Source organism: Klebsiella sp. KPN54798, from assembly GCF_021184225.1.
In the GTDB taxonomy this organism is placed as follows: Bacteria; Pseudomonadota; Gammaproteobacteria; order Enterobacterales; family Enterobacteriaceae; genus Klebsiella; species Klebsiella pneumoniae.
This window is the reverse complement of the sequence record NZ_CP089234.1, coordinates 1608483-1621361: the sequence shown is the minus strand read 5'-3', so window position 1 is coordinate 1621361 and position 12879 is coordinate 1608483. Positions and strand designations below refer to the sequence as shown.

Here is a 12879-nt window from a genome sequence, read left to right as displayed (position 1 = left end):
CTCCTGTGATTAATGGCTGACTGACAACAGCGGCTGACCGGCTTCGACGGTACTGGACGCCACCGTATCAATCTCCCGGTAGTCGTCGCTGTTGCTGATAATGATCGGGGTCACCAGGTCGTAGCCGGCGTCCAGAATCGCCTGGCGATCAAACTCAATCAGCAGATCGCCGGCCTGTACCCTGTCGCCCTCTTTCACATGCGCGGTAAAGGGCACGCCGTCGAGTTTGACCGTGTCGATGCCGACGTGGATCAGCAGCTCAATGCCGCTGTCGCTTTGCAGGCCGATGGCGTGTTTAGTCTGAAACAGGGAGGCCACTTCGCCCGGGAACGGGGCAATCACTTGGCCCACCGCCGGGATAATGGCGACCCCTTTACCCAGCAGGCCGCTGGCGAAGGTGCTATCCGGCACCTGCTCGAGGGCGATAACGCTGCCGCTCATCGGCGCCAGAATATCGTTTGCCGAGGCCGGGGCTACCGTCACGGCGCCCGGTGCAGCGCTGGCGCGCGGCAGGCCGGCGAAGAAGGTCAGCACGCAGGCGAGCACGAAAGCCACGCCGGTGCCGATAAGCCCGCCCCAGACGCTGGCGTCAATCCCGCCGGGCGGGATCATTTGCGCCGGGAAAAAGATGTTTGGCAGGCCAAACGAGTAGGCATAACTGTTGCTAAAGGCAGTGATCGCCCCGCCAATCGCCCCGGCGACACAGCCGAAGATAAACGGACGGCGCAGCGGCAGAGTCAGGCCATAGATAGCCGGCTCGGTGATGCCGAACAGCCCGGCGGAGAAGGCGGAACCGGCCAGCACCCGCTGACGCGCATCGCGGGTGGCGAGGAAAATACCGAGCACGGCGCCCACCTGGGCAATCACCGCCGGAAGAATAATCGGCAGCATGGAGTCGTGACCAAGTACCGTCATGTTGTTGATCATCAACGGCACCAGACCCCAGTGCAGGCCGAAAATAACGCACACCTGCCACATGGCGCCCAGTACCGCGCCCGCCAGCCATGGGGCAAACGCATAAATGAACTGGTAGCCGTTGGCCAGCAGATGGCTCAGCCAGGTGGCGACCGGGCCAATCACCAGGAAGGTGAGCGGGACCACCACCGCCAGGCAGATCGCCGGGCTGAAGAAGTTTTTCATCGATGACGGCAATAGCGCATTGCTCTTGCGCTCCAGCCAGCAGGAGACCCATGAGGCGAGAATAATCGGGATCACTGACGAGCTGTAGTTGATAAAGGTCACCGGAATGCCGAGAAAGTGCTCCACCGCCGCGCCCGGCGCCTGGCTGGCCTCAAAGGCCTGAATCATCAGCGGGTGGGTTAACGCCCCGCCAATCACCATCGAGATAAACGGGTTGCCGCCAAACTTCTTCCCGGCGGTATAGCCAAGAAACAGCGGGAAGAAAAAGAACAGCGCGTCGCTGGCGGCAAACCAGATTTTATAAGTCCCCTGCTCCGGCGTAAGCCAGCCGCAGGTCACCGCCAGCGCCAGCAGGCCTTTCAGCAGACCGGTTGCCGCCATCACGCCGATAAACGGTGTAAAAATGCCGGAGATGATGTCGATAAGCTGGCTTAACACCGATCCTTTGGCCGTTTTTTCCTCGGCAACCGGTTCGCTGTCATCGCTTAACCCCGCCTCCTGGCGCACCGCCAGCCAGACGTCGTGAACGTGGTTGCCAATCACCACCTGAAACTGGCCGCCGCTCTCCACCACCATAATCACGCCCAGATTGGCCTTCAGCCCTTCGGCATCGGCTTTGCCGTTATCCTTCAGTTTAAAACGCAGACGTGTCGCACAGTGAACCAGACTCACAATGTTCTCTTTGCCGCCGACGCGGTTGAGAATATCCTGCGCGAGTGCTTTATATTCCATGCTCTTTTCCTTACTGCCGCTGCCCGCAGACAACCGGCGACTGAGTAGTAAAAAATAAAAAAACCCGAGAACCACGCCGGTGGGCGTCGCGCTCAGGTTTTGCCTGCATCATGCAGTAACAATCCAGTTTTGTTGGGGAGAATTAACGCCCCTCTTTTCTTACCCGTTCGATATGAATGGCAAGAAACATAATTTCTTCGGTGGTCAGCGACCGCTGATACTGCTTTTGCAGATGCGTCGCCACCGTTTCCGCACACTTCCACGCTTTGGCGTAGTTATCTTTCACCGCGCTGTGCAGCGAGACGTCGTCATCTTCCACCACCGTGCGCGTCAGCATCCGCTGGGCGAAAAACTTCAGGTGGGTGACGAAACGCTGATAGCTCAGCGACTCTTCATCGTAGTTAAGCTGCAGCTGATACTTCACCAGCTGCAGGATCTCCTGCATCACCCGGGTCACGTGCATGACCTCCGGCATTTCGCTGTTAAGCTGCGCCGTCACCAGATGCAGGGCGATAAATCCGGCTTCATCCTCCGCCAGCTCCACGCCGAGCCTTTTGGCAATGATGGCCCTTGCCTCCTGGCCCAGCGCGAACTCCTTCGGATACAGCCGCTTAATCTCCCACAGCAGCACGTTACGCAGTGCGATGCCCTTTTTCTGCCGCTCGATAGCAAAATGACAGTGATCCGTTAACGTGATGTACAAACTTTCCTGTAACTTGCCCAGCCGTCCGCGTGCCAGGTCGATAATGCGATCGCAGGTGGTCATCACTTCTAACGGTATCTGACTGAGAAGCTCGCCTAAGCGGCCGACCAGCTCATCGCTTTGTAAGGCGAAAACTTTTTCAATTTTACTGTCGTCCAGCACGTCGCCCGGGCGTTTCTGAAAGGCCAGCCCTCGCCCCATCACCACCTGTTCGCGCCGGTGCTCGTCGAGAACCACCACCACATTGTTATTGAGTACTTTGGCGATTTGCATATAGACCCCAGAAACAAAAAAACCTGACCCCCGACGAAACGCCAGGTGATCAGGTTTTGCCTGCCGCAGCAGTTGCAATCCAACACCCGCACTGTAACAACTTCTGCTGCGCGCTCAACCTGACAAGTGAAAAAACGTGATTAAGATCGCGACTATCAGAAGGTCACGACGGTTTTCCACTCCACTACCCACGCGTCCTGGGTCTGCGCGACGCCGCCCGGACGGTGCCAGTACTGCAGGCCCGGCTGCAGCTCCAGCCAGGAGACCGGGCGGAAGCGATAATAGAGTTCACCGTTCAGCGAATGACCGGCCACCGGCAGGTAAGCCGGATCGTTATAGTCGGTGGCGCCGCTTATCTGATTCATATAGCGCTGATTACGTGCGTAGTGGCTGCTCATGTCGATCCACGTCAGGCCGAAGCCAATCCAGTCCTCCGGGCGGGCGTCAAACAGACCGCGGTAGCGCATGGAGGCGGCGACGGCGGAGTGGATATAGTTGCTGCGCTGGTCGCTGAGGCTGCCGCTCAGTGAGACGCTCATTCCCCGCAGCGGGTCGTCGGCGTGGCGGGTGATCTGCTGGTTCAGGCCGGCGTACATAAACCAGGTGCTGTCGTGCTCGGCGTAACCTTGCGGATCGGTCGCCCCGGCGCCGCCGGATTTACCGCTGTAGAGGTCGCTCTGCGGCGCGTTAGTCCAGACCACGCCAAGGTTATAGGCTCCCGGCAGGCCATTAATCAGCGGACGGGTTTCGATCTCCATCGGCAGTAAGATGCCTTTGCTACCCTTCGTCGACCAGCTCCACGCGTGGCTGCGCGCGGTAGCCTGCGGGTTTTGCTCCATCACTCCGCCTTTCAGGGTGACGGTCGGCGTCAGCTTGTACTCCAGGGTGGTGCCCCAGGTATGAATGTTCCAGTTATTCCAGGTCAGCGAGTTGGCCGATTTCCCACCGCACTGGGTCAGCAGCTGAAAATCGCAGGGTATGATCTGGTCGAAGGTTTGCACCTTGTTCATCATGCCGATGCGCCAGGTCAGGCGGCGGTCGTCAAAGCTGCGGGCAAAGGTCAACCAGCCAAGGCGGGTAATCGACCCGCCGCCCCAGCTCTCCTGCGATAGATCGTTGAAACTCACCCGCGGATCCTGCAGCCGTTTCGTGGTGAGATTATCATCGTGGTTGCGGTTGACGATATTGCCCTCAAGCCGCGCGTCCGGTATGCCGGTCCAGCGCTCCAGATCCTGGGTAAAGGTCAATGACACCTGGTCAATATAGGCCAGATGTTTATCATGGTTATAGCCGCCGCCGGCGTTGTAGGCCATCTCGTTAAGATAGCCGAGATTATAATGAAAGCCGTTTTCTTCAAGGATCGGACGAATGCCTAGCATATCGCCCAGCAGCCCTTGCTGCCCGGCTTCAAACCCCAGCGCGCTGCCGTTCCACGCCGGGATGTCCGCGGCGCTCACGGCAGGCGCCATGGCCGCCAGCATAGCGCCGATCAAAAGCTGATTTATTTTTTTGTTATGCATTGTGATATCCACCGTGACTGAATAAAAACAAAGGGATCCCCAGGCTATTTATTTACCCGTTTTCTTTTTTTAAAAATGAATGGCAAAAAGCGTCCGTCGGTAATAAAACCGCGACAATGCCAGAGAAATCGTTATTCACATCTCATTGTTTTACATCATCATTTTATCCACCCTGAATTTTTACCAAAAAAAAAACCTAAGCACTTTGCGCCACGAATGACGAAAGTGCTTAGGTTTTGCCTGAGTTCAGTAGCAATCCTGAATTGATTGACCGCACATTATCACTTTATTCAACCCATGCCTATCATCAATAGGCATGCAAGTAATAATATGTGAAGCGAATAACAGTATGGCGGTTAATAGCGGCCGATCGCCACCGCTATTTCAGCAGACGTTTGCAGGGCGCGAATTTCATTAAACAGGGTCAGCGCCTCGGTATATTCCTTGCGTAAATAGCCTAACCACTGCTTAATTCTCGCCACATGATACAGGCCGGTATCACCCTGCTTTTCCAGGCGGGTATATTTTTGCAACAGCTGGACCACCTGCGGCCACGGCATGCGCGGTTCATTGTATTTGATCACCCGGCTGAGGTTCGGCACATTGAGCGCCCCGCGGCCAATCATCACCGAATCGCAGCCTGTGACAGCCATACAATCCTGGGCGCTTTGCCAGTCCCAGATTTCACCGTTGGCGACCACCGGGATAGTCAGGCGCTGGCGGATCTCGCCGATCGCCTGCCAGTTGATGCGTTCGGCTTTGTAGCCATCTTCTTTGGTACGGCCGTGAACCACCAGTTCGCTGGCCCCCGCCTGCTGCACCGCGTCGGCGATTTCAAAGCGCCGTTCACCGCTGTCCCAGCCAAGACGAACTTTCACCGTCACCGGCAGATGCTCGGGAACCGCCTCTCGCATGGCTTTCGCGCCGCGATAGATCAACTCTGGATCTTTCAGCAGCGTTGCCCCGCCGCCGCTGCCGTTTACCAGCTTCGACGGACAGCCGCAGTTTAAATCCACCCCCCATGAACCCAGCGCCACCGCGCGGGCGGCATTTTCCGCCAGCCACTCGGGATATTGTCCCAGCAGCTGGACGCGTACGCGGGTGCCGGACGGCGTGCGGCTCTGGTGATGCAGTTCCGGGCATAGCCTGTAGAACGATTTTACCGGCAGCAGTTGATCCACCACGCGCAGAAATTCGGTGATGCAGAGATCGTAATCGTTAACCTCGGTCAGCAGCTCGCGCACCAGCGAATCGAGCACGCCTTCCATCGGCGCCAGTAGAACACGCATATCGTTACCCGGAAAAAAAAGAGGCGCTATGGTAGCGCCTCCGGGCGCTGGTTGAAAGCGCTCAATGCGTCGGACCAGACGCACGCCGTTCCCCGCACGCTCGATGCGGCAAAGCGGCGAGATAATCTCTATGCTTTACAGGGGTCTGTGGCGTCCCATTCGCCTTTATTTGCCGCGCCTCATCCAGCAAGGTAGCGTGGGGAGCGATCCCGCCTGAGCCGCAAGGTGTCGGGCCCTGACGGGTGAGACTATGGTTCCCGTAAGCTATCAGCGCTATGCATAGAATTCATGATGTGATCGGTAGCACATTTTAGGGATTAATTGTATGATGAATGCACTTCATCAAGGGTTATTACCATGAGTAAATCGCTGACTATTATCTGGCAGTACCTGCGGGCTTTCGTCCTGATTTACGCCTGCCTGTACGCCGGAATTTTTATCGCCGGGCTGCTGCCTATCACTATCCCCGGCAGCATCATCGGCATGCTGATCCTCTTCGTGCTGCTGGCGCTGCAAATTATGCCGCCGCAATGGGTCAACCCCGGCTGCAATATCCTGATCCGCTATATGGCGCTGCTGTTCGTGCCGATCGGCGTTGGGGTGATGCAGTACTGGGATCTGCTGCGCGCCCAGCTGGGGCCTGTCGTTATCTCCTGCGCCATCAGTACGCTGGTGGTGTTTGTAGTGGTGAGCTGGAGCTCCCATTTGGTGCATGGCGAACGTAAAGTGATTGGCCAAAAAGGAAAAGAAGAATGATGCATGAAATCTGGTGGTCGCTACCGCTAACCCTGATCGTCTTTTTTCTCGCCCGCAAACTGGCGGCCCGCTTTAAGTTCCCGCTGCTCAACCCGCTGCTGGTGGCGATGGTGGTGATTATTCCATTTCTTCTGCTGACCGGGATCTCCTATGAGCGTTATTTTGCCGGCAGCAAAGTCCTGAACGATCTACTGCAGCCGGCGGTAGTGGCCCTTGCGTTCCCGCTGTATGAACAGCTGCACCAGATCCGCGCCCGCTGGAAATCTATCATTACCATCTGCTTTATCGGCAGCTGCGTGGCGATGATCACCGGCACCACCGTCGCTCTGCTGATGGGCGCCACGCCGCAAATCGCCGCCTCTATTCTGCCTAAGTCAGTCACTACGCCGATTGCTATGGCGGTTAGCGGCAGCATCGGCGGCATTCCGGCCATCAGCGCCGTGTGCGTAATTTTTGTCGGCATCCTCGGCGCGGTATTTGGGCATACGTTGCTTAACCTGATGCGCATTCGCACCAAAGCGTCGCGCGGCCTGTCAATGGGCACCGCCTCGCACGCCCTCGGCACCGCCCGCTGCGCCGAGCTGGACTATCAGGAAGGCGCGTTTAGCTCACTGGCGCTGGTGCTGTGCGGGATCATCACCTCGTTGATGGCGCCGTTCTTATTTCCGCTGATCCTCGCAGTGGTAGGTTAATCGTGATTTAAATCACATTTTTTAATGCAACAAATCAGAGTTGCATAAAGAATGAGATATTCATCACATATGGAACCGCTGGCCGCCCGTACACTGGCTTCCCATTACACTGTTATGAGGCAACGCTATGCACTCACGTTTTCAAGCTGCTTTGACGACTCTGGCAGCAGATCTGCAGGCGGCCATCGCCCCGATGCTCGCCGACCCGCATTTCCCGGCGCTGCTCGAAGCCGATCAGGTGGCGACGCTGCAGCATGCGACAGGTCTGGACGAAGACGCGCTGGCTTTTGCGCTACTGCCGCTTGCCGCTGCCTGCGCGCGCCCCGACCTTTCTCATTTTAACGTCGGGGCTATCGCCCGCGGCGTCAGCGGCCGCTGGTACTTTGGCGGCAATATGGAGTTTCTCGGCGCTACCATGCAGCAGACCGTTCACGCGGAACAGAGCGCCATCAGCCACGCCTGGCTGCGCGGCGAGACCTCCCTGCGCGCTATCACGGTGAACTACACGCCGTGCGGTCATTGCCGTCAGTTTATGAACGAACTGAACAGCGGGCTGGCGCTGCGCATTCATCTGCCGGGTCGCGAAGCGCATGCCCTGGAGCACTATCTGCCGGACGCCTTTGGCCCGAAAGACCTCGAGATCAAAACCCTGCTGATGGATGAACAGGACCATGGCTTCCCGGTCAGCGGCGATGCCCTAACCCAGGCAGCTATTCAGGCCGCCAACCGCTGCCATGCGCCCTACAGCCACTCGCCTTCCGGCGTGGCGCTGGAGCTGAAAGACGGTACCATTTTCAGCGGTAGCTATGCGGAAAACGCAGCGTTCAACCCGACGCTGCCGCCGCTGCAGGGGGCGCTGAATCTCCTGAGCCTCAACGGCTATGATTATCCCGCTATCCAGCGGGCAATCCTGGCGGAGAAAGCCGACGCGGCGCTGATCCAGTGGGATGCCACCGTCGCCACCCTGAAGGCGCTGGGCTGCCACAATATTGAGCGCGTCCTGTTAGGTTGATCAGCCTGAGCAGATTGCTGGACGGCGTCTTCGGCTTATCCGGCCGACTTTTTATACCGTTAGGTGTCGGGTGGCGCTACGCTTACCCGACCTACGGTTCGCGCCATGGCGACCTGAAGATCCCTATGCCGGGTGTCGGCTCACGCCTTACCCGGCCTGCATTCGGCGATCTGTCTATATTGCTGAAAATCCCCGCAATCAAACGCGGGTTTCTTGCGCTTACCCGGCGGGTAAAGTAGCCTGAAGACTCCGTTGTCTATTATTGAGCCAAGTTCATGTTAAAGCGTGCGTTCTACAGCCTGTTAGTCCTGCTCGGCCTGCTGCTGTTGACCGTGCTGGGCCTTGACCGCTGGATGAGCTGGAAAACCGCGCCCTATATCTATGATGAACTGCAGGACCTGCCCTACCGTCAGGTCGGTGTGGTGCTGGGCACCGCCAAATATTACCGCACCGGCGTCATCAATCAGTATTACCGTTACCGCATCCAGGGTGCGCTGAACGCCTACAACAGCGGCAAGGTCAACTATCTCCTGCTGAGCGGCGATAATGCTCTGCAAAGCTACAATGAACCGATGACCATGCGTCGGGACCTGATTAAAGGCGGCGTCGATCCCGCGGATATCGTACTGGACTATGCCGGCTTCCGTACCCTCGACTCGATCGTCCGTACCCGGAAAGTGTTCGACACCAACGACTTCATTATCATCACCCAGCGCTTCCACTGCGAACGGGCGCTGTTTATCGCCCTGCATATGGGGATCCAGGCCCAGTGCTACGCGGTGCCGTCGCCGAAGGATATGTGGAGCGTGCGGCTGCGCGAGTTCGGCGCCCGCTTTGGCGCGCTGGCGGACCTCTATATCTTCAAACGGGAACCGCGCTTTCTCGGCCCTCTCATCCCGATTCCGGCGCAGCAGCATGACGTGCCGGATGACGCCCAGTCCTACCCGGCCGTCACCCCGGAGCAGCTGCTGGAGCTGCAGAAAGAAAAGTAGCCTCCATCAACGCATTCGTTTCAGATATAAAAAAACCCGCGCCAGGCGCGGGTTTTTGATGCGTTCAATCTTATTTCTTACGGGCGTATTTCAGGGAGTCCAGCGCCACGGCGAAGATAATAATCGCCCCCTTAATAATGTACTGCCAGTAAGGGTTGACGCCGATATAGGTCAGGCCGTAGTTGATGACGGTGAAGATAATCACCCCGGTCACCACGCCAAACACCGTCCCTACCCCGCCGCTGAACGATACGCCGCCCACCACACAGGCGGCGATGGCGTCCAGTTCATACATAAAGCCGAGGTTATTGGTCGCCGAACCGATACGTCCGGCTTCCAGCAGGCCGCCGAAGGCGTAGAACACGCCGGAGAGGGCATAGATCATCAGCAGGTTTAACGCTACGTTAACCCCGGAGACCTTCGCCGCTTCCGGGTTACCGCCGATAGCGAAAATGTTTTTGCCAAAGCGCGTCTTGTTCCACAGGATCCAGACAAAGAAGACGGCAATCAGCGCGTAGAAGGTAATGTAGGACAGGCGGAAGGAGCCCAGCGCCACAAACCCCTGCGCGAAATGGGAGAAGTGGCTGTCGAAGCCGGAGATCGGCGACGCGCCCACGAAGTCGTAGTACAGCGAGTTAATGCCGTAGACGATAATCATGGTGCCGAGAGTGGTAATAAACGGCGTCACGTTCAGGTAGGCAATGACGATCCCGTTAATCAGGCCGATGACCGCCCCGATGGCGCACACCAGCAGGATCACCAGCGGGATCGGCATGGTCGCCATATCCGGGAATACCTTATTGGCATTATCCACCGCCTGCAGCATGGTGGCGGCAATCACCGCCGCCAGACCCACCTGACGGCCGGCGGAGAGGTCGGTCCCCTGCGTGACGATAAGTCCGGCCACGCCGAGGGCAATAATAATACGCACCGAGGACTGGGTCAGAATATTACTCAGGTTGAGCAGACTTAAAAATGTCGGATCCTGGAAAATAATAATGGCCAGCAGGACCAGAAGGACAACATATATCCCACCCTCTTTCAGGTAAGTGAGAAAACTCTTTTTATTTAACGCACTCATGTGAAGCCCCTGATCTTAAAGGTGCAATGACGCAAGACGCAGTATTTCGTTTTGCGTGGTGGTTTTAGTCTCAACAATGCCCGCGACCAGGCCGTTGCTCATCACCAGAATGCGGTCGGTAATCCCCAGCAGTTCCGGCATTTCGGAAGAAATAATAATGATCCCTTTGTCTTTTTTAGCCAGTTCGGCAATCAGCTGATAGATTTCAAACTTGGCGCCGACGTCGATACCGCGCGTTGGCTCATCCAGCATCAGGATCTCCGGCTGGGTCAGCAGCCAGCGGCCTATAATGACCTTTTGCTGGTTACCACCGGAAAGCGAGCCAATCTGCGTATGCTGACCGGGGGTTTTGACGCGCATCGAGTCAATAACCCATTGGGTATCGCTCTTCATTCGCGAGTTATCCAGCAAGCCGACGCTGTTTTTATATTTCTTAATATTGGAGATCAGCGAGTTAAACCCGATATCCAGATAGGCGTAAATCCCGGTAGAGCGCCGCTCCTCGGTCACCAGCGCAAAACCGTGGTTAATCGCCTCGTTGGCGCTGTGGTTGTTGATCTTCTTGCCGTGCAGCGTGATGGTGCCGCTGGCCTTCTCACGGATGCCGAACAGGGTCTCCACGATGTCGGTGCGTTTAGCGCCCACCAGGCCGGCGATACCGAGAATTTCGCCCTTATGCAGGTCAAAGGAGACATCGCGAATGGAGGGCTGGCGCAGCGAGGTGAGATTGCGCACCTGGAGGATCACTTCGCCCGGGGTGTTTTCGCGATCCGGAAAACGCTGGTTAAGCGAACGCCCGACCATCATGGCGATGATCTTATCCATATCCAGCCCTTCCAGCGGCTGGGTGGCGATCCACTGGCCGTCGCGCAGGATGGTTATTTCATCGCACAATTGGAAAATTTCTTCCATTTTATGCGAGATATAGACGATACCGCAGCCGCGATCTTTCAGCTTACGGATGATCTTAAACAGATGGTTGACCTCTTTTTCCGTCAGCGATGACGTCGGCTCATCCATGATGACGATTTTGGCGTCATAGGAAAACGCCTTCGCGATCTCAATCATCTGCATCTGAGATACCGATAAGGTACCGACGCGGGCGCGCGGATCGATATCAATATCCAGCTCATCAAAAATGGCCTTGGTATCCCGGTACATTTTGTCCTGATCGACAAACATGCCTTTAGTTGGATAGCGCCCGAGCCACATGTTATCCATGACCGAACGCTGTAATACCAGGTTTAATTCCTGATGCACCATCGAAATACCGTTTTCCAGGGCTTCTTTCGCCGAATGGAAATCGATCTCTTTTCCCTGAAAAAGAATGCTACCGGAATCTTTTTGATAGATCCCAAAAAGGCATTTTAATAATGTCGATTTACCGGCGCCGTTCTCACCCATTAACGCATGAATGGAGTGCGGACGAACCTTCAGGTTGACATTATCAAGAGCCTTGACGCCAGGAAACGATTTGTTGATGTTGCTCATCTCCAACAAATATTCGCCTGACCGTTCGCTATTATTGCTGACCATAGTTATACCTGGCTGCGTTCATGCAAGCCCCGTCCGGCGCACTAGCGCCAGCAGGAGTCTGGTTCTGTATCAGGAATAATCGGGCGTGGATAACCCACGCCCGCAACTCACATCACGATTATTTGCCGGTAAACTGGCTCAGGTTGTCTTTATCGACGCCCACGTAGGGGACGCGAACAATCTTGTTGTCAATTTTCCAGTTGGTGCCTGCCGCGGCGTCTTTCCCGTCGGCAAGGTTTTTCGCCAGCTCGAAGGTCGCTTTCGCCTGGTTATTGGCATCGTTCAGCACAGTACCGGCCATCGCGCCGGATTTCACCAGCGCCAGGGCTTCCGGCAGGGCATCAACGCCGAACACCGGAATGCTGCTCTTGTTGTGCGCTTTCAGCGCTTCAACCGCGCCCATCGCCATGGCGTCGTTGTTAGCGATCACCACTTCAATCTTGTTGGCATTCGGGCCGGAGAGCCAGGCGTCCATTTTGTCTTTCGCCTGGGCGGTATCCCACATCGCGGTATCCAGCTGCAGCTGCTGGGTCTTCAGACCTTTATCATTCAGCTCTTTAATAACGTAAGTGGTACGCGCTTCCGCATCCGGATGGCCCGGCTCGCCTTTCAGCAGGACGTACTGGATCTGACCGTCTTTATTCAGATCCCAGTTCGGGTTGGCTTTCCAGTGCTTGGCGATCAGATCGCCCTGAATAATCCCCGACTCTTTCGAGTCGGTACCGACGTAATAAGCCTTGTCATAACTATCCAGCGCTTTGCGGGAAGGCTCTTTGTTGAAGAACACCACCGGAATATTCTGCCCGCGCGCCTTTTCAATCACCGTACCTGCGGCGGCCGGGTCAACCAGGTTAATCGCCAGCGCCTTCACGCCTTTCGCCAGCAGCACGTCAATCTGATCGTTTTGTTTCGACTGATCGTTCTGCGAATCATTCATCAATAGCTGGACGTCTGGCGCGGATTTGCCATCTTTTTCAATCGCCTTACGCACTACCGACATAAAGTTGTCGTCATATTTATAAATCGTCACGCCGATACGGGTATCTGCTGCGTGTGCGGCGGCGCCAAATAACAGACCAGCCATTACAGCAGACAGGGTAAACACCTTCTTATTCATGGAATCTCCGGTTTTATTATGCAGGGTCATTATTGT

Annotated in this window: 10 protein-coding genes and 1 pseudogene; 4 read left to right on the top strand and 7 right to left on the bottom strand. The window is 56.4% G+C overall.

Annotated features, from left to right (window positions below):
* Positions 1-9: 9 nt before the first annotated feature.
* The 4 genes and pseudogenes from bglF to dusC all read right to left on the bottom strand — a co-directional run bounded on the left by bglF (position 10) and on the right by dusC (position 5657).
* Positions 10-1984 (bottom strand): annotated as a pseudogene (gene bglF / locus LPQ25_RS07960) (PTS beta-glucoside transporter subunit IIABC).
* Between the two features lie 30 nt (positions 1985-2014).
* Positions 2015-2848 (bottom strand): transcriptional antiterminator BglG, encoded by an 834-nt coding sequence (gene bglG, locus LPQ25_RS07955; RefSeq protein ID WP_002912842.1) that lies wholly within the window; start codon positions 2846-2848, stop codon positions 2015-2017.
* 155 nt (positions 2849-3003) lie between these two features.
* Positions 3004-4368: a carbohydrate porin gene (locus LPQ25_RS07950; protein WP_041937791.1), complete on the bottom strand. Its 1365-nt coding sequence runs from the start codon at positions 4366-4368 to the stop codon at positions 3004-3006.
* A 356-nt stretch (positions 4369-4724) separates the two neighbouring features.
* The gene (dusC, locus tag LPQ25_RS07945) at positions 4725-5657 is read right to left on the bottom strand and encodes a tRNA dihydrouridine(16) synthase DusC (RefSeq protein WP_014907191.1); all 933 of its coding nucleotides are present in this window, start codon (positions 5655-5657) and stop codon (positions 4725-4727) included.
* A 357-nt stretch (positions 5658-6014) separates the two neighbouring features.
* On the opposite strand from dusC, the gene LPQ25_RS07940 reads away from it, so the two are divergent.
* The 4 genes from LPQ25_RS07940 (at position 6015) to sanA (ending at position 9109) form a co-directional block, all read left to right on the top strand.
* The gene (locus tag LPQ25_RS07940) at positions 6015-6413 is read left to right on the top strand and encodes a CidA/LrgA family protein (protein ID WP_002912865.1); all 399 of its coding nucleotides are present in this window, start codon (positions 6015-6017) and stop codon (positions 6411-6413) included.
* Positions 6410-7105 (top strand): CidB/LrgB family autolysis modulator, encoded by a 696-nt coding sequence (locus tag LPQ25_RS07935; RefSeq protein ID WP_002912867.1) that lies wholly within the window; start codon positions 6410-6412, stop codon positions 7103-7105. Before LPQ25_RS07940 ends, LPQ25_RS07935 begins: the two co-directional genes overlap by 4 nt.
* A gap of 127 nt (positions 7106-7232) precedes the next feature.
* The gene (cdd, locus tag LPQ25_RS07930; protein ID WP_002912869.1) at positions 7233-8117 is read left to right on the top strand and encodes a cytidine deaminase; all 885 of its coding nucleotides are present in this window, start codon (positions 7233-7235) and stop codon (positions 8115-8117) included.
* Positions 8118-8392: 275 nt separating this feature from the next.
* Positions 8393-9109: an outer membrane permeability protein SanA gene (gene sanA / locus LPQ25_RS07925; protein WP_002912870.1), complete on the top strand. Its 717-nt coding sequence runs from the start codon at positions 8393-8395 to the stop codon at positions 9107-9109.
* A 70-nt stretch (positions 9110-9179) separates the two neighbouring features.
* Here sanA and mglC read toward each other — a convergent pair whose 3' ends face one another.
* The 3 genes from mglC to mglB form a co-directional block, all read right to left on the bottom strand.
* Positions 9180-10190 carry a galactose/methyl galactoside ABC transporter permease MglC gene (mglC, locus tag LPQ25_RS07920; protein ID WP_002912871.1) on the bottom strand — a complete coding sequence of 337 codons (1011 nt, stop codon included), beginning with the start codon at positions 10188-10190 and terminating at the stop codon, positions 9180-9182.
* Positions 10191-10205: 15 nt separating this feature from the next.
* Positions 10206-11726, bottom strand: a complete 1521-nt coding sequence (gene mglA, locus LPQ25_RS07915) for a galactose/methyl galactoside ABC transporter ATP-binding protein MglA (protein ID WP_002912876.1) — start codon at positions 11724-11726, stop codon at positions 10206-10208.
* 118 nt (positions 11727-11844) lie between these two features.
* Entirely contained in the window at positions 11845-12843 is a 999-nt protein-coding gene (gene mglB, locus LPQ25_RS07910; protein ID WP_002912878.1) for a galactose/glucose ABC transporter substrate-binding protein MglB, read from the bottom strand.
* Positions 12844-12879 lie beyond the last annotated feature (36 nt).

Excerpts from the sequence above, each read along its gene's own strand:
- bglG (WP_002912842.1), bottom strand. The coding sequence starts at position 2,848 with ATGCAAATCGCCAAAGTACTCAATAACAATGTGGTGGTGGTTCTCGAC.
- LPQ25_RS07950 (WP_041937791.1), bottom strand. The coding sequence starts at position 4,368 with ATGCATAACAAAAAAATAAATCAGCTTTTGATCGGCGCTATGCTGGCG.
- dusC (WP_014907191.1), bottom strand. The coding sequence starts at position 5,657 with ATGCGTGTTCTACTGGCGCCGATGGAAGGCGTGCTCGATTCGCTGGTG.
- LPQ25_RS07940 (WP_002912865.1), top strand. The coding sequence starts at position 6,015 with ATGAGTAAATCGCTGACTATTATCTGGCAGTACCTGCGGGCTTTCGTC.
- LPQ25_RS07935 (WP_002912867.1), top strand. The coding sequence starts at position 6,410 with ATGATGCATGAAATCTGGTGGTCGCTACCGCTAACCCTGATCGTCTTT.
- cdd (WP_002912869.1), top strand. The coding sequence starts at position 7,233 with ATGCACTCACGTTTTCAAGCTGCTTTGACGACTCTGGCAGCAGATCTG.
- sanA (WP_002912870.1), top strand. The coding sequence starts at position 8,393 with ATGTTAAAGCGTGCGTTCTACAGCCTGTTAGTCCTGCTCGGCCTGCTG.
- mglC (WP_002912871.1), bottom strand. The coding sequence starts at position 10,190 with ATGAGTGCGTTAAATAAAAAGAGTTTTCTCACTTACCTGAAAGAGGGT.
- mglA (WP_002912876.1), bottom strand. The coding sequence starts at position 11,726 with ATGGTCAGCAATAATAGCGAACGGTCAGGCGAATATTTGTTGGAGATG.
- mglB (WP_002912878.1), bottom strand. The coding sequence starts at position 12,843 with ATGAATAAGAAGGTGTTTACCCTGTCTGCTGTAATGGCTGGTCTGTTA.